Raw genomic sequence first — 16,702 nt, 5'->3', positions numbered from 1 at the left:
TAAAGTTCTGATTATTGAAAAAAACCCCTTTTTTTAAGGGGTTTTTTTCTATATGATAGATGTAGAGGTGCTTGTATGCGATTACATACGAAATTAATGTTAGGTATTTTTATATTAATCATCCTAATTGGCGGGGTTTTTGAAATAACTTTTAAAAACATAATGGAATCCAATCTTAAGCACGAAAAAGGGACGAAGGCCTTATCGGTGGCACAGTCCATCTCAAATATGCCAGAGATTCAAAAAGCCTTTTATAGTACCGATCCTGCTGCCATTATACAACCGGTCGCAGAAAAAATTAGAAAACAGGTTGGAGCGGAATTTATTGTTATCGGGAATCGAAAGGAGATTCGCTATTCACATCCAGACCCGAACCGATTAGGACAAAAAATGGTAGGCGGAGATAATGAACGAGTCTTTAAAGGAAAATCGGTTATCTCAGAATCGATTGGAACCCTTGGGCCTTCCTTGAGAGGAAAAGCACCCATATTTAGTGATGGCGGCGAAGTTATTGGAGTGGTTTCAGTAGGATATCTTCAAACGGATATTGATAAAGAAGTTTCAAAGATTAGAAGAAAAATCTTTATGGTGACAATGATTATATTACTGGGAGGATTAATAGCCGCATTATTAATCTCCTTAAATATTAAGAGAGCGATTTTCGGACTTGAACCAAAAGAAATAGCTTGGATGTACCAGGAGAAACATGCCATATTAGAATCCATCCATGAAGGAATTATCGCAGTCGATACGAATGGGCGAATAACAGTTGTCAATGAAACCGCACATAAATTTCTCAATGTTCCGAAAGAGGTCCTTCTCCGTGGAAAAAGAATTGAAGATGTACTTGAAAATACGCATCTATATGAAGTTGTTCGAACGGGTCTTGCGGAGTATGATCGGGAATTTGCCATTTTTGGAGAGGTATTTTTGGTTAATCGTATTCCCATTTTTAATAAAAAGGGAGAAGTAATTGGAGCAGTTGCTAGCTTCAGAAACAAGTCAGAGCTTTCCAATCTGATTCAGGAATTGTCCCATGTAAAAGCATATGCTGAAGGACTAAGGGCACAGACACATGAATATTCCAATCGTCTTTACACACTTCTTGGCTTGATTCAGCTTGGTTCTTATAAAGAAGCGATTGATTTCATTTCAAGGGAAGTGGATGTCGCGCAAGGTTTCATAAGCTTCCTAATGAAGGAAATTCCTGACCCGATCATAGCCGGATTTATTTTAGGTAAGGTTAGTTTATCGAGCGAGTTAAAAATCAATTTTACAATAGACCGAGAGAGCAGCTTTAAGGATGTTCCAGCGGAAATCAGTAGGGATACGTTAGTCACAATTATAGGTAACCTTGTCAATAATGCCTTCGATGCTGTAAGAGAAAATGATAAGGAAGAAAAAAGAGTTTCTTTGTTTTTAACAGACCTGGGAAAAGAATTGATTATTGAAATAGAAGATAACGGAAAAGGCATTGACCCGAGCCTAAGTGAACAAATTTTTCAAGATGGATTTTCAACGAAAAATCGTCAAAGCAATGCGGGGATTGGGTTAAGTCTTGTTAAGAAAGCCATAAAGGGCTTAGGGGGATATATCACCTTTTCCTCGAATGAAGGAGCAGGGACGATTTTCACAGTAGCGATACCAAAAAGCAGGGGGTGTTTGAATGAAGCAGAACCCGGATATAGAAGTGTTAATTGTTGAGGATGACTTACGAATTGCAGAAATTCAAAAACGATTTATTGAACAGATTGCTGGTTTTCAAACGGTAGGAATTGCGGCAAGTTATCAAGAAGCAAAGACCTATATTGATCTACTACAGCCAGACCTTCTCTTGCTGGATGTATATTTTCCAGACATGAATGGAATTGATTTACTTAAAGAAACAAAGCAGCAAAAGAAACAAATGGATGTAATCATGATTACCGCCACAAAAGAGATTCATAAGGTTCAAGAGGCAATTAGTATAGGTGTGTTTGATTATATCATTAAACCAGTGATTTTCGAGAGATTCAAACAATCATTGCTTAGGTATCAGGAATTTCATACCAAGCTAGTTGAATTGAGGAATGAAAATCTCCATGTCACCCAACAACAGGTGGACAAGCTGCTGCGAAAAGAAATAGATCGATCCCTTAGCGAAAAAGCTTATTTGCCGAAGGGAATTGATCCGCTTACACTTGAAAAGGTTTTGGATGTCCTGTCGAAAGTCGAATTCGGGTTAACAGCCGAATTCGTCGCCAAAGAAATAGGCGTTAGCAGAACAACGGCCAGAAGGTATCTTGAACATCTCATGTCTGAGGAAAAAATTGCAGCAGATTTAGCTTACGGAACGGTGGGGCGTCCTGAACGTGTCTATTTGGTAAGAAGTGGAGTCAAATAGTATAACCACTAATAAGAAGAAGGCTATAATGTAGAGCCTTCTTCCTTTTTGATGTAGGCAGTGATTAAGAAGGCGGTGCCTGACACCATGTTGTACCTTTGTTTAATTGTAATAATATTGCCAATATTACCACAGGCGGGGATTGAATTTAGTTATATAATTAGATTAAATCTTCATACCCGGCACGATAGCAAGTAAATGTGGCCGTTTTTTTTGTAATGTAATATGAAGGAGGGGTAATTGACATGAAAAGTTTAATTGTGTATTGCTCGTCTCATGGGACTACAGAAAAAGCAGTAAAATTTTTAAGCGGAAGTCTTGAAGGAGCAGTTTTAACGGTTGATTTGAAGAGGGAGAAAGAAGAGTTCGTACTTGCCAATTTTGATACCGTTATCATTGGCGGCTCGATTCATGCAGGGAATATTCAACGAAAAATAAAACAGTTTATAAGAAACAACCTAGAAACACTTTTGGAAAAAGACATCGGTCTTTTCCTTTGCTGCATGCATGATGGCGAGACCGCCATCGAGCAATTTAACAATGCCTTTCCACAAGAATTACGCAAAAATTCCGCCGCAATGGGGTTATTTGGCGGTGAATTTCTCTTATCAGAAATGAACTTTATAGAGAAACAAATTGTAAAAAAAGTGAGCGGTGCAACCATTGATCAATCCAATTTAGATTATGAGGCCATCAAGGAATTTGCGTCCAAATTAAATAATATAAAAAGTCTTGTTTAGTATCAGCTTCTTAAATTAAAAATGGAATGAGAGCGTTTCTGCATTTGCAGAGCGTTTTTTTGTTGTTTTTTAAGGGCTTATAGGCATTTTATTCGATGTCCCACATAGGAATATGAATTTTTTGTCAAATTTTGCTTATAAAAAAAAGAAACAATGACTATAATGAAAGAGGTCTTAATACTACAAGGAAGAGGATTCAAATGAAGATTTGGTTTAACAGATGGTTTACAACGGTTTCCCATTATATTGATATGATCCGGTTCAATGAAGATAAGCGGAAATTTATCATTTATGGGACACATCCGAACAAAGATGCCCTTTATTTACAAAATTGTGATTACGCCTTTGTCGAGCCAGATATATCTGGTGAAGAATATATTGGTTTTTGTCTTGAATTTTGTCAGAAGAATGGGATCGATATTTTTGTCCCAAGGAAAGAAAATGTCCTCATCTCAAAAAGGCTTAGTGAGTTTGAGGCTTTAGGTGTTAAAGTGCTAGTTTGCCCTGAAGCAAAGTTAATGGAGACAATGGATAATAAAGCAGATACCTATCGGCTTTTATCAAACGGAGCAGCAAACTTTTTGATTCCGGACTATTATGTCGTCAATAATATTGAGGATTTTAAGAGGGCGTATGAAAAACTCAAGGAAAAAGGACATAGGGTTTGTTTTAAACCAGTGATTGGTGAAGGTGCCAATGGATTTCGGGTCATAATAGACCAAATCGTGTCCATTGACCAGTTTTTCAATCATGGAATTGGTTTCCGTATTCCCTATGCCCATGCTTGCGAAATTTTGAGCCAGCAAGATACATTTCCTGACTTAATGGTGTTGGAATTTCTTGAGGGAAGAGAATATAGTATTGATTGTTTATCGTCCCATGAAAAATTGTATGCTGCTATTCCTCGAATGAAGGGGGATGGAAGAGTCAGGGAGCTTGTGGAACAGGCGGAACTCATTAAATTAGCTCACGATTTTCACCAGGAGTTTAGATTGCCATATGTATTCAATATTCAGGTAAAATACAACAACATTGGTGTGCCGAAACTGTTGGAGATTAATCCACGAATGAGCGGGGGAATGCACATTAGTTGTTTGTCAGGGATTAACTTGCCATATCAAGCCATCAAGATTTTACTTGGTGAAGAGGTGGAAGTAGTCAAGCCAAGGTTTGGAATTCGTGCAAGTCATATTGAAAAGGAAATGATTCTGAAATATGGGGATATTAGTTAATTGAACAGGCAAAGCAAAAGAAAAGAGCAGGTTATTTTGTATCGACCTGCTCTTTTCACTATTAGGAAGCTTATTTATAAAAAACTTTATCGATATTGTATTTTGCATGTAGTGTATTAATGATAAAGGTTTCATAAATTTCTCTCTCCATCGGATCTTCCACAACACATACTGCTATCCGATAAACTTCATCACGATGTAATTTGATCGGCGAAACAGTATCTTCAAAATGTCTTTTTACACGAGGGCGCAACTTCCTTGCTTTTCCTACAAATAGTAATTCGTCATTTGCGTTTGAAAATAAAATAATCCCGCCTTTGTCTCTTGGGATCTTATTGTAATCAGTAAATCCATAAACGCTGCTTAGCGGCGCCTCTATTTTTTCTCCAACTTGGTTCTTCTTCGTAATCACTATATCAGGATTAGGTATTTCAATTTTTATCATTAAGAAAATCGCTCCTTGCTTAAAATAAACGGTGTCCCCGTTTTGCTAACAGTTCATTATAGCACAAACTTTTGTTAATAGATTTGACTTTCTTATTTTAACCATTTTTCAGTCCTCAAAACCGGTTATACAGAATCTCTTTGAATTTATTAGAGTGAGTAAATAATGGTAGAAAAAAATTCCTTATTTTTGTAAACTTAAGGAAAGTGCTGTGATTTTGCTGATTTAATTATGTTCGCAAGGTAAATATTTCTTGGTAGGATTCGATTGTTATGAACTTTCTATTTATAATAGAAGGTGACATAAAATATTAAGATTGGAAAGGGTGTTTTTTATGGCTATTTCATTGTCTAAAGGGCAAAAGGTTGATTTAACAAAAACAAATCCTGGTTTAACGAAAGTTGTTGTTGGTCTTGGCTGGGATACAAATCGTTATGACGGCGGGAAAGATTTCGATTTAGATGCAAGTATATTCTTATTAGGAGCAAATGGAAAAGTGACTTCTGAAAAGGATTTTGTGTTTTACAACCAGCTAGAGGGCGGAAATGGTTCCGTGGTACATACAGGTGATAACCGCACGGGAGAAGGCGACGGGGATGATGAGCAAGTAAAAGTAAATCTTAGCGCGGTTCCTTCTCAAGTGGAGAAAATCTCGTTTGTTATTACTATTCATGATGCAGAATCACGCGGTCAGAATTTTGGACAGGTTTCTAATGCATTCTGCCGCATCGTAAACGAAGAAACAAACCAAGAAATCATTCGCTATGATTTAGGGGAGGATTTCTCCGTTGAAACTGCCATCATTGTAGGTGAATTATACCGACACAATGGAGAGTGGAAATTCTCAGCCGTTGGCTCAGGTTACCAAGGCGGACTCGTACGAATCGCAACAGACTTCGGCCTAAACGTAGGCTAAGATGGTGAAAACAAAAAAGGACAAAAAGGTCAATTGACCATGTTGTCCTTTTTTCTTTGTTTATAGTGGGGTGTCATATTCGTGGTGTCAGGCACCGTAAAAAGACATTTGGTTGTTTTGTCCGCCTGGGGTGGACAAAGTCGAATTTGTTTGTTGGAAGTGTTTATAACTATCTAAATGGACAGGATTTTTGGTTTGGGGTATTGTGGAGTTAACTATTTTATTTTGATTTGATAATGGATTTTATATGAAATTTTTGTTTAAAACACAGGTTCTTTCGATTATTTTTGCAATCATTTGGGTTGTATGCCTCAATATATTAGCTTTTTTAGACCAGCCAGAACATTAAAAGAAATACGAACGAAAGAGGGACATTACGATGGGAGGAAAATGGCTGATTGCCGATCGCGATTTGAATGAACGTGAAGGATTAAAATGGCTGTTGAAAACGACTTCCATCCCTGTCACAAACATATTATTAGCTTCTAATTACCAGGAATTTGTCGCTAGGTTTGAACAAGAAAGGCCAGATGTTGTTTTAATCGAACTTGATATGATCTCCAAGGAGGTTTGGACAACCTTTCGCGATCTGATGAAAATCTATGATCCAGTATTACTGTTAACTACCGCAGAAGGAACCTTTGAAAAAGCTCGCCTTGCCATTGACATGCAAGCGTTAGATTTAATGGTTAAACCTCTGTCAGCAACAAAGGTTACATCTGCTTTCCAAAAAGCCTCACGAAAACTTGGTACTAAAAATCAGGCAGACGGAATTCTTAGTCCCCAAACATATAAGGACATATCATATGAAGCTTTATTTATTTCTCAACCATCTTTATCAGAAAATTTTCATATGGCCGCTTTTCAAACGGAAAGTATCGGTATGATACGTTCATTGCATTCTTTCTTAAGAGAATTTCCGTTCAAGGGTGTCCAAGGTATATTCGCAATGGACGATATGGTTGTGATTTTGTTTAAGGAAACGGCTCATCAGTTAATAGAGCAGTGTCAAAAAGCGATGAGAAAATGGGAGGAGGAATTTTCTGACCCTCTTGCCATCGTTGTCCATAAAGGAAATTCTTCGGCAATAAGCTTGAATCAACAATACTTCCAAACCCGAAAAATGCTGGAGTTCACCTATTATAAAGGCTATCGTCAAGTAGCTGAATTTGAACACTCACCAGAATGGGTACATATTGACCCTTTTTTAGCCCCTCCTGAACAGAGAGCATGGGTCGACATGCTGACAAATACCGATTTAGAAAAAATAAAGAAGTGGCTGTACGAGGAATTTTTACAATTACAAGAACCATTTCCTGATCCAGGATTGGTTAGAATCCAGCTTACGAGTATACTCGCCCAGGTTAGAAGGTTTATGAAGACCAATAATTTAGACGAGGACCAAAGTTATGAACGAGAGTACCGCTATATTTTCAATTCAATTTTGTACGATAAGGTCCTTTATCGTACAGTTCAAAATCTCATCTTATTTATTCAAAAATTGTTTATAGGTGCAGAGAGCAGCCCCAGAAAAAAACAAGATCCGATTGAACGTGGCATATCCTATATGGAGACTCATTTTTCCAATAGTTCGCTCAGGCTTGAAGATGTGGCGCAGTATGTTGACCGAAATCCTTCCTATTTCAGCCATATGATGAACACTAAAACTGGTTCGAGCTTTACAGAAGTATTGACGGCCATAAGAATGAAGGAAGCTAAACGGTTACTGATTGAAACGAACAAACCGATTAAAGAAATTTCAGACCTTGCAGGCTATCAAAATTCAAATTATTTTAGCCGGATGTTTAAGGAATTTGTAGGTACTTCACCAAGAGAATTTCGCATGAATACAGTGAATATGTTTAAAAACGAGAGGGAGACAGACTGATTTTTGTTAAATTTATTTTGGGAGAGGTGGGGAAAATTGAAGACAGTTATTATTATTCTGGTTTTATGCTACCTGTTATTTTCGTTACTTCAATTGTATTTCAATAGAAAATGGCAGCTGGTTTACACGGCGTTTGGACATGATCATTATTTTATGATTATTGCTAAGTTAAATGCTGCAGGCGTTAAATATAAAATCAAAACTCCTGTGAATTTTCGCAATGACGCTGGGTTTAAGGATCAAAAACAATATGATATTTTTGTGAAAAAAGATGAAGAACACAGGGCACATGCTGCCCTCCAAAATAAAAATTAATACTTTGTTTGTGTTCCTTAAAATAAAGTAAGTATTGGACCCATCAGGAAAGTGATTGGGTTATTTTTTATGTAATCAAACCTAAAGATAATATCTAATTTATAAAGATATTATGGTTATAAGGGCGAACTATCTAAAAAAAATCTAGTACAAACTACAAATATTATCTATTATCTAATGTTCCATTCGTATTTTTCAGAAGATTTTATTTTTATAATAAAAATAGACCTAAAACAAAAGGAGTGGAAACAATGGAAACAAACATAACGAATTCAAGAGTTATTAAAAATTATAAAGGTACTGAATTACATGCAAAGGGCTGGATCCAGGAGGCGGCACTGCGCATGCTAATGAACAATCTGGATCAAGAGGTTGCCGAAAGACCGGAGGATTTAGTCGTTTATGGAGGAATTGGCAAGGCAGCCCGGAACTGGGAGTCCTATGATGCTATCGTGAATACGCTGCTAGAATTGGAGAATGACGAAACGTTAATGATACAATCCGGTAAGCCAGTGGCTGTTTGGAAATCGCATAAGGATGCACCGCGTGTGTTGCTCGCTAACTCCAACCTGGTTCCAGCTTGGGCGAATTGGGAGCATTTCCACGAGTTAGATAAAAAGGGCCTGATGATGTATGGTCAAATGACCGCTGGAAGCTGGATTTATATTGGCAGCCAAGGAATAGTGCAGGGAACGTATGAAACGTTTGCCGAGCTTGCCCGTCAGGAATTCGGAGGAACATTAAAACACACCATCACGCTAACAGCAGGACTAGGCGGCATGGGTGGAGCACAGCCTTTATCCGTAACAATGAACGATGGTGTATGTATCGCAATTGATGTGGATGAGACAAGAATCGACCGCCGCCTTGAAACCGCTTACCTTGATATTAAAACAAATGACCTTGAGGAAGCATTAAAAATGGCTCAAGAAGCTAAGGTCGCAGGTAAAGCATTATCAATTGGTTTATTAGGTAATGCGGCAGAAATTTTACCAATCATGATTGAAAAAGGCTTTAATCCAGATGTATTAACGGATCAAACTTCTGCACACGACCCGCTAAATGGCTATGTTCCAGTTGGTTTTACATTAGAAGAAGCGGCCGCCCTTAGAAAAGCAGATCCGGTAAAATATGTGAAGTTGGCGAAGCAGAGCATGGCACTGCATGTGAAGGCAATGCTCAAAATGCAGGAGAAGGGTGCGGTAACTTTTGACTATGGTAACAACATTCGTCAAGTAGCTAAGGATGAAGGTGTGGAAAACGCATTTGATTTCCCAGGCTTCGTTCCCGCCTATATCCGTCCATTATTCTGCGAAGGAAAAGGTCCATTCCGGTGGGCAGCACTCTCGGGTGATCCAGAAGATATTCGCAAAATTGATGAAGCCCTGCTACGTGAGTTTAAAGATGACGAACATCTTTGTAAATGGGTGAAGATGGCCCAAGAAAAAATCAGCTTCCAAGGCCTTCCAGCCCGGATTTGCTGGCTTGGATATGGTGATCGTGCTCGCTTTGGTAAAGTTATCAATGATATGGTTGCTTCTGGAGAAGTATCGGCACCAATCGTTATTGGACGTGACCACTTAGATGCAGGTTCTGTTGCATCGCCAAATCGTGAAACAGAAGCCATGATAGACGGCAGTGATGCCGTTTCCGACTGGCCGATATTAAATGCGATGATTAATGCTGTTGGCGGCGCAAGCTGGGTTTCCTTACACCATGGCGGCGGCGTTGGCATGGGTTACTCTCAACATTCCGGAATGGTAATTGTTGCAGATGGTACAAAGGATGCAGAAGTGCGTCTACAAAGAGTCTTAACTACAGACCCTGGCATGGGTGTGGTCCGTCATGCCGATGCAGGTTATGAGCTGGCAATAAAAACCGCGAAAGAGAAAGGCATCAAAATGCCAATGCTTAAGCAAGACTAAGACTGAGAGGATGGTAGATTAATGAGTACACCAATTTTTATTAGAAATGCCTCTCAACTTGTGACTTTACAAGGGAGTTCCGATGCTCCTCGTGTAAAGGGTGAGATGTCTGAACTTGGCATTATTGAGAATGGCAGTGTTTGGGTGGAAGACGGAGTGATTCAGGCTGTTGGAACGGATGTGGAGCTTTTTGAAAAATATGCTGGTCGCATTGATGAGGCAGAAGTGGTAGATGCGAGTGGTAAACTCGTAACTCCAGGACTTGTTGACCCACATACACATGTTGTTTTTGCCGGCAGCAGGGAAAATGAGTTTAACATGCGACTTCAAGGTGCAACCTATATGGAAATCATGAACAGCGGCGGTGGAATCTATGCGACGACTAGACGGACACAGTCGGCGACACATGAAGAGCTTTTTCAAGAAAGCTATGAGCGCTTGAATCAATTCCTGCGCCACGGTGTCACAACAGTTGAAGCGAAAAGTGGCTACGGGATGGAATGGGAAACGGAACTAAAGCAGCTGGAAGTGGCCAAACAGCTTAACGACAAGCATGTGATTGATGTTGTTTCAACCTTCATGGGAGCTCATGCCGTTCCAAAAGAGTACAAACAAAATCCTAATGAGTTTGTTAGATTGCTAATTGAGGAAATGATTCCTAAGGTGGCAGAGCTCGGACTGGCTGAATTTAATGATGTTTTTTGTGAGCATGGCGTTTTTACTCCGGAGCAATCGAAGCAGATTCTTGGAGCCGGCCTGCGATATGGCTTGATTCCGAAGATTCATGCGGATGAAATTGAGCCCTATGAAGGGGCTGAATTAGCGGCAGAGGTTGGCGCAATTTCGGCAGACCACCTATTAAAGGCATCGGAAAAAGGTATGAAAGCTATGGCGGAAAAGGGAGTAGTTGGCGTGCTGCTTCCAGGAACAGCTTACTTCTTAATGGCGGAGTCTGCAAATGGCCGTAAAATGGTTGATTTAGGGGTACCTGTAGCACTATCGACAGATTGTAATCCAGGCTCCTCACCAACCGTTTCCCTTCCATTCATTATGAATCTTGGTTGTTTAAAAATGGGGTTAACTCCTGCAGAGGTAATTGTGGCTGCGACCATTAATGCTGCTCATGCTATTAACCGTGGTCGCGAGATTGGCAGCCTCGAAGTAGGAAAAAAAGGAGACGTTACGATTTTTAACGTTGGAAATTATATGAAACTACAATACTCCTATGGTGTGAATCATACGAATACAGTTGTGAAAAATGGTCAGGTGGTTGTCAGGGGAGGTCATTTAGTTGAAGAGCTTTCTCTATCCTAAACTGGTTCCGCCAAGTTTTACATGGGTGAGGACTGATGAAGGGGCAGAGGTTGCGAAGGTGCACGAGTGGATCCAACCACTGACCGCTGCCTCGGATCCTGAAAAAAGCAAGGACGCCGACTTTGTCGTCGTTGGTGTTCCGCTGTCTCGTTCATCGATTAGCGCTTCAGGTGCCTCGGAGTTTCCTGAGGCATTTCGACGCGCATGGAAGGGTTTCACTACGTATAATCTTGATGAGGATATCGATTTGGCGGAAATGACAGCATTGGATGTTGGTGATGTACCGATGCATGTCACGAATATCCAGCAGTGTCATGATAATATCATCGAAGCGTCTGCTGCCCTTCAAAAGCACTTTGGAACTTCTAAAGTGTGTGCAATTGGTGGTGATCATTCAATTACAGCGATGATGGTAAAGGGCATGAACCACGTAAGGCCTAGTGAAAAAATTGGGATTCTCCAATTTGATACCCACTTTGATTTAAGAGACATGACCGATAATGGTCCGTCCAACGGGACACCAATGCGGAATCTGATTGAAAGTGGTGTGGTCGAAGGCAGGAATATGTACAACATCGGCCTGCATGGATTCTTTAATACAAAAGACTTAAAGAAATATGCGGATGAAAAAGGTGTTAACTATTTCACACTGCGTGAAGTAAGAAAAAAGGGAATTGAAGAAACTGTTGTTGCTTGCTTAGAAGCACTCGCTGCGAAGGTAGATACCATTTACTTAACAGTCGATATGGATGTCCTTGATATCGCTTATGCTCCAGGAGTACCGGCTTCTACACCTGGCGGCATGACAACAGAGGAACTTCTCGAGGGAGTACTAGCAGCTGCTAAGCATCCAAAGGTAAAAGCGATGGACATCGTTTGCCTCGACCCACTAAAAGACACCCATGTCCAACCAACAGTCAAACTCGGCACGCACGTATTTCTAACTTTTCTAACAGGTGTAATGCTGCGTTAGAGAAGGGATAATAATTTGGTGTCAGGCACCACCAAAAGACACTTCATTCAATTTATCCACCACGGATGGACGGTGTTTTATGAAATTTCTAGTGATGAATGGGATTTAAAATTGAAAGCAGGCAACCATTATCTTTTGGTTGCCTGCTTTTTTATGGATAAAATAAATAAATAATCCTCCACAAAAGTCATACCTATTTATTGTATATTATAAAAAAACTAAGATAAATACTAACTAATGATGCTATAACTTGGTATTAAATGAGTATGCCATTAAAGATCCTGGAAAACATTCTTTCTAATGACTTTTTGGAATTATTTAAGATTTATGAGGTGATCAAACACACATGACAATGTTGGATGTGGACGGTATCAGTCTGTATTATAACGTTAAGGGGGAAGGGACTCCAATTGTTTTTATTCATCCCCCACTACTCACAAGCGCGAATTTCAAGTACCAAATAGATGAATTATCTCAAAAGTTTAAAGTTATTACATTCGATATTAGGGGACATGGAAGGAGTTCGTACTCAGTACAACCAATAACGTATCCGCTAATTGTAGAAGATATCAAACGTCTATTGGATCATCTGAAAATCACAAAAGCATTTCTATGCGGATATTCAACCGGAGGGTCTATTGGATTAGAATTTTTATTGACATTCCCGAATCGTTCCATAGGTCCTTTACTATTGAGGAACAGGAAATGCAACTGAAGAACAGTTTTTAGGAGTTAAAAATACATAAAGAGGTAATTCCTACCGTTATGGAATTACCCTGATAGCAAAAGTGTTAGCGGTATCTTACTAAAGAACAGAAACTATTATAAGAATGGATAACGCGATCAATGAATGGATTCCAAACCTGTCTGGTAATGTAAACAATTATTGAAGTTAAACTTCCTAGGAAGGCACTGCCTACAATATCAGAAGGAAAATGTTGACCCATCCAAATGCGTGAGAATCCTGCCAAGAAAGCTAAAATGAACATAATAGAACCCACTACGCGCTTATAAAGTAGTACAGAAGTTGCTGCAGCAAACGCTAGAGTGGTGTGTTTACTTGGAAATGATGAATTCTTTTTTGAGGGGGACGGGGGTAATAAATGTACCCAGAATTTCAAAAATGGACGTGGTTTAAAATAAAACAGTTTAATAAAACAATTGAGGAGTATTGTTAAGACAACAGATATTCCTACATATAGGGTGACTTTTTTATAACTGTTGTTCCGAAACCACATAAAGATTAATAAAACCACATACAAATAACGAACTTTTTGAGAAATTATAATCATAATCATGTCGAAAAGTCGATAACGACCAGCAAATTGGTTTATAGCTCTAAATATTCTGTAGTCCATTCCAATCACTCCTCCAATTTTCCTCCCAATAATAATGCTAGTTTTTCCGATCAAAAAGTAAATATGTATATGGTGTCAGGCACCATGAAAAGACATTTGTTCAATTTGTCCACCACAGGCGGACAGTTTGATTTTAATTCATTAAAACGATTAAAAAATAGCGGTGGCCTGTGGATTCCTACTATTTTTTTTAAAACGTAAATAAAAAAACTGTTGGAATAGATGAGAACAAGAAATTCTAATGCACACTTGTCCATTCCAAGGAGTTTTTTCAATCATATACTATTGTAATTTGTTGTTTACGATGATATTTGGCAGTAATGAGTGAGATTCATCACCTGGGCTGCTATAGCTTCTGTCGACAAGGCAAGAGAAATAGGAATGGACTGGTGGGAAAAGGACCCATACTATTCTTCTAAAGACAGATTAGCTGAAAAAGAGCATGACCTGTTACTCGAAAGAATCAATCGCATTGAACAGCTTGTTGAGACAAAGGCACTCCCTCAAGAAGAAAGAGCATTACTTGAACCAATTAATGAAAATATTTTACAACAGCCGGATGAAATGCCTATGCTGGACGAGGAAATAGAAATAACAGAAGTGGAAAAAACTGATTCAAAAAAAAATGGGAAGAAAAAGGACTCACAAAATAAGAAAAACGAAAAGAAAAAGTGTCGAAGCAAACAAAAGGAATAAAATTTAAATGTTATTTTATTTTAGGAAAGTGGAGTCGACACTTTCTTTTTTATTGTAATTTCCTTGTGTGTGAAGTAATCAAGAAAGAAAGTCCGGTAAGTGTATGTTAGTTACCTTAAAACTTTAAAAAGTATTTGACATGGAAGCTTAATCAAAAAAACCCTGATATTCTCAAGGTTCTTATTGTTTAGTAATGGGATAAGCGAAAAAATATAAATGTATTTAATTATAAATGACTATTTTTTATTGTTTTTCAATATTTTTTTGAGTAATTTAATAAGATCATAATTTTGTTCTTTTACGTCTTTTAGTTCTTTTTTTAACTCTAAAATATCATTAGTGATATTCTCTAGTTTTTGAGACAAAGATGCCAGCTCTGCATTTTCTTGTTTTTCAGAAACCTTAGATACTGGGAGTGTAGCGTTTAGATTTTTTTTACTAAGTTCTGTAACTGAATCCAATAATGACTCATTTTTCATAGTTGTTGCCAGTTGTTTCATGATAAAATTCAAATCAAGCGAATCCTTGTCTACATTGTTACCCGTATTCTGTACGCTTTTATCATTAGTGACTTTCTTCCGTTTTTCAGTAATTTTTGACTCAGGAGGCGCAGGGTTTTGATTTTTTTTACTAAGTTCCGTAACAGAATTCATGAGCGAATCGTTTTTTAGAAGAGTTGTTGCCATTTGAATTAATGATCCAAAATCAAGCGAATTTGGATTTTTTAGTAAATTGTTGGCGAGATTTTCTAAATTGTTACCAGTATTCTGTACGCTATTTTCATTATTGTTTTCCTTCATAATTTAACCACCTTTTGAGTTTTAATTAGTAATAAGCTCAGAAATTTCCTAATATCTTATGTCGTTTGACTAAAAATGTAGTGTGTTAATATCATCATGTAACGAAATATTTTCTCTTTAATTCTATAAAATATTAAGAAAAAACCTAGAAGATTATTTTATTTTTAAATAATCTTCTAGAGTTCATCACTCATCCATTAGGAATTCCTTGAAAGTTAAGTCCCATTGAGTACATAGAATGGATTGTGTAAGGAGCCCCATATGAGATTCTAATCCCGTAAAGGGGGAAAGATATCCATAATCTGCATAGGGGACGCTTCATGAGGTGAATAGTCCTCCAGAACGCGCCGACTTGCAACGAAAAATATATTTTGTTTCGATATTATATTAGGATCGGTAGCAAACAGCTTTACGTAGGGATAAATTCCTGAAATCGTAGCGTATAGTGTATGCAATAATTTATCATTACTTACCTTTCCAATATAATTCATAATTAGAATTCCTTTGTCGGACAGCTTTTCGTTTGTCAGAGTAAAAAATTCTTTAGTTGTTAGGTGAAACGGAATTTCACTGCTGCTGTACGCGTCCAAAAAAATGATATCCTGAGATTGTGCCTCCTGAGTTTTTAAGAGCGCTTGTCCATCACCGACTTCCACGTTCTTTCCCGTATACCCAAAGTACTTCTTGGATACCTCGACGACAAGCGGGTCAATCTCCGCCGTTACCAAATATTTATGCGAATAATAAGAGCTAACGGTGCCAATTCCATGGCCAATAATGTATCCTTTTTTAAAATGAGATGCATAGTGATCAATAAGATCAACTGTGATTCGACTGTATGAAGCGACTAGGCATTGCGGTTGCTCCATATTTATTACTCCTTGGACACCATCGGAAGAAAATTGAAGTATTCGGAATTTTCCTCGCATTCCTTCGTATCTACTTCGATCCGTAACGTATATATTTTGATACGAGCTTGAAGTCTTATAAATTAACGTGGATCCGTAACGAGAAATATGTCTTTCCAAACCTTCATTTCTATTAAACGGATTCATATATACACCTCCAAAATACCGTTATCGTATAAAAAAGACCTTCTTAGACTTGGCTAAGAAGATCCCTAAATTGACTGCGCATTTTAATCCTGCCTAAATTATAAGCAAAGAGCAGTAGCGATGCAGTCTCCAATACATGCTTGTACGTCCGCACGAGCTCCGAGCAAAACAGCTAACAGTAAAGCTACAATCAAAACGATTGCAATAAGAACTTCAACAACACTTACTGTACAAGTTTGCATGTGTCATCCCCCCTTATTATTTTTTTAGATAAGGAAGGTTTTTAATTTCCTTATATTAGACAAGCTATGGTGAAAGAAAGCGATTGGTACTAGTTATATATATCAATTTATGAAATTATGTTATTGTCCTAATTGAGGTTCTTTCCCATATGTCCAAAGTACTTCTTGGATACTTCGGTCCAAAAGGCTGCCCAATTTTTTTAGGATAAATGAAGCGGGACTATTGGAATATTTCCTTGAGGGAAATGCATAAAAAGTCGAAAAAGAGAAAAATCATATATTTCCCTAAACCGCCATTTTATTAACCAAAAAAAAGCCTAGGATAGTAAGGAAATAGGTAATAAATGCCCCATCATTATGGAAATAATTTAAATTATTCCTTGGGAAAGCGCATGTTCAGACAATTATCGAGTTTTATTG

At 38.1% G+C, this 16,702-nt stretch carries 16 protein-coding genes and 1 pseudogene; 12 read left to right on the top strand and 5 right to left on the bottom strand.

What is annotated here, in order from left to right:
* Positions 1-75: 75 nt before the first annotated feature.
* From J7E77_RS21170 to J7E77_RS21155, 4 genes are all read left to right on the top strand, one after another.
* Positions 76-1,704 carry an ATP-binding protein gene (locus tag J7E77_RS21170; RefSeq protein WP_214716841.1) on the top strand — a complete coding sequence of 543 codons (1,629 nt, stop codon included), beginning with the start codon at positions 76-78 and terminating at the stop codon, positions 1,702-1,704.
* Positions 1,667-2,383: a response regulator gene (locus tag J7E77_RS21165; RefSeq protein WP_214716840.1), complete on the top strand. Its 717-nt coding sequence runs from the start codon at positions 1,667-1,669 to the stop codon at positions 2,381-2,383. The genes J7E77_RS21170 and J7E77_RS21165 overlap by 38 nt, the downstream gene beginning before the upstream one ends.
* A gap of 245 nt (positions 2,384-2,628) precedes the next feature.
* The gene (locus J7E77_RS21160) at positions 2,629-3,123 is read left to right on the top strand and encodes a flavodoxin domain-containing protein (RefSeq protein WP_214716839.1); all 495 of its coding nucleotides are present in this window, start codon (positions 2,629-2,631) and stop codon (positions 3,121-3,123) included.
* A gap of 200 nt (positions 3,124-3,323) precedes the next feature.
* Entirely contained in the window at positions 3,324-4,355 is a 1,032-nt protein-coding gene (locus J7E77_RS21155) for an ATP-grasp domain-containing protein (protein WP_214716838.1), read from the top strand.
* A gap of 70 nt (positions 4,356-4,425) precedes the next feature.
* Here J7E77_RS21155 and J7E77_RS21150 read toward each other — a convergent pair whose 3' ends face one another.
* Positions 4,426-4,800 carry a nucleotide excision repair endonuclease gene (locus tag J7E77_RS21150; protein WP_088086990.1) on the bottom strand — a complete coding sequence of 125 codons (375 nt, stop codon included), beginning with the start codon at positions 4,798-4,800 and terminating at the stop codon, positions 4,426-4,428.
* A gap of 334 nt (positions 4,801-5,134) precedes the next feature.
* Here J7E77_RS21150 and J7E77_RS21145 point away from each other — a divergent pair, with 334 nt between their 5' ends.
* From J7E77_RS21145 to J7E77_RS21115, 7 genes and pseudogenes are all read left to right on the top strand, one after another.
* Positions 5,135-5,716: a TerD family protein gene (locus tag J7E77_RS21145; RefSeq protein ID WP_214716837.1), complete on the top strand. Its 582-nt coding sequence runs from the start codon at positions 5,135-5,137 to the stop codon at positions 5,714-5,716.
* A 379-nt stretch (positions 5,717-6,095) separates the two neighbouring features.
* Positions 6,096-7,604: a helix-turn-helix domain-containing protein gene (locus tag J7E77_RS21140; protein WP_214716836.1), complete on the top strand. Its 1,509-nt coding sequence runs from the start codon at positions 6,096-6,098 to the stop codon at positions 7,602-7,604.
* A 36-nt stretch (positions 7,605-7,640) separates the two neighbouring features.
* A complete protein-coding gene (locus J7E77_RS21135) occupies positions 7,641-7,919 on the top strand; it encodes a hypothetical protein (protein WP_214716835.1) in 279 nt (92 codons plus the stop codon).
* A 251-nt stretch (positions 7,920-8,170) separates the two neighbouring features.
* Positions 8,171-9,844 (top strand): urocanate hydratase, encoded by a 1,674-nt coding sequence (gene hutU, locus J7E77_RS21130; RefSeq protein ID WP_214716834.1) that lies wholly within the window; start codon positions 8,171-8,173, stop codon positions 9,842-9,844.
* A 21-nt stretch (positions 9,845-9,865) separates the two neighbouring features.
* The gene (gene hutI / locus J7E77_RS21125; protein WP_214716833.1) at positions 9,866-11,158 is read left to right on the top strand and encodes an imidazolonepropionase; all 1,293 of its coding nucleotides are present in this window, start codon (positions 9,866-9,868) and stop codon (positions 11,156-11,158) included.
* Positions 11,136-12,131 (top strand): agmatinase family protein, encoded by a 996-nt coding sequence (locus J7E77_RS21120; RefSeq protein ID WP_214716832.1) that lies wholly within the window; start codon positions 11,136-11,138, stop codon positions 12,129-12,131. Before hutI ends, J7E77_RS21120 begins: the two co-directional genes overlap by 23 nt.
* 346 nt (positions 12,132-12,477) lie before the next feature.
* Positions 12,478-12,825 (top strand): annotated as a pseudogene (locus tag J7E77_RS21115) (alpha/beta fold hydrolase); the annotation flags it as partial.
* 97 nt (positions 12,826-12,922) lie between these two features.
* Here the strand turns inward: J7E77_RS21115 and J7E77_RS21110 are convergent.
* On the bottom strand, positions 12,923-13,489 hold the full coding sequence (locus J7E77_RS21110; protein ID WP_214716830.1) for an undecaprenyl-diphosphatase: 567 nt from the start codon (positions 13,487-13,489) through the stop codon (positions 12,923-12,925).
* 324 nt (positions 13,490-13,813) lie between these two features.
* Between J7E77_RS21110 and J7E77_RS21105 the strand changes: the two genes are divergently transcribed.
* Positions 13,814-14,185 (top strand): hypothetical protein, encoded by a 372-nt coding sequence (locus J7E77_RS21105; RefSeq protein WP_214716829.1) that lies wholly within the window; start codon positions 13,814-13,816, stop codon positions 14,183-14,185.
* A 236-nt stretch (positions 14,186-14,421) separates the two neighbouring features.
* Here the strand turns inward: J7E77_RS21105 and J7E77_RS21100 are convergent, their stop codons facing one another.
* The 3 genes from J7E77_RS21100 to J7E77_RS21090 all read right to left on the bottom strand — a co-directional run bounded on the left by J7E77_RS21100 (position 14,422) and on the right by J7E77_RS21090 (position 16,282).
* Positions 14,422-14,985 (bottom strand): hypothetical protein, encoded by a 564-nt coding sequence (locus tag J7E77_RS21100; protein ID WP_214716828.1) that lies wholly within the window; start codon positions 14,983-14,985, stop codon positions 14,422-14,424.
* 269 nt (positions 14,986-15,254) lie between these two features.
* Positions 15,255-16,040 (bottom strand): spermidine synthase, encoded by a 786-nt coding sequence (locus J7E77_RS21095; protein ID WP_214716827.1) that lies wholly within the window; start codon positions 16,038-16,040, stop codon positions 15,255-15,257.
* A 98-nt stretch (positions 16,041-16,138) separates the two neighbouring features.
* Positions 16,139-16,282, bottom strand: a complete 144-nt coding sequence (locus J7E77_RS21090; RefSeq protein WP_214716826.1) for a hypothetical protein — start codon at positions 16,280-16,282, stop codon at positions 16,139-16,141.
* Between the last annotated feature and the right edge of the window lie 420 nt (positions 16,283-16,702).

The organism is Bacillus sp. ISL-77 (genome assembly GCF_018613105.1).
This window is presented reverse-complemented; position numbering and strand designations above follow the sequence as displayed.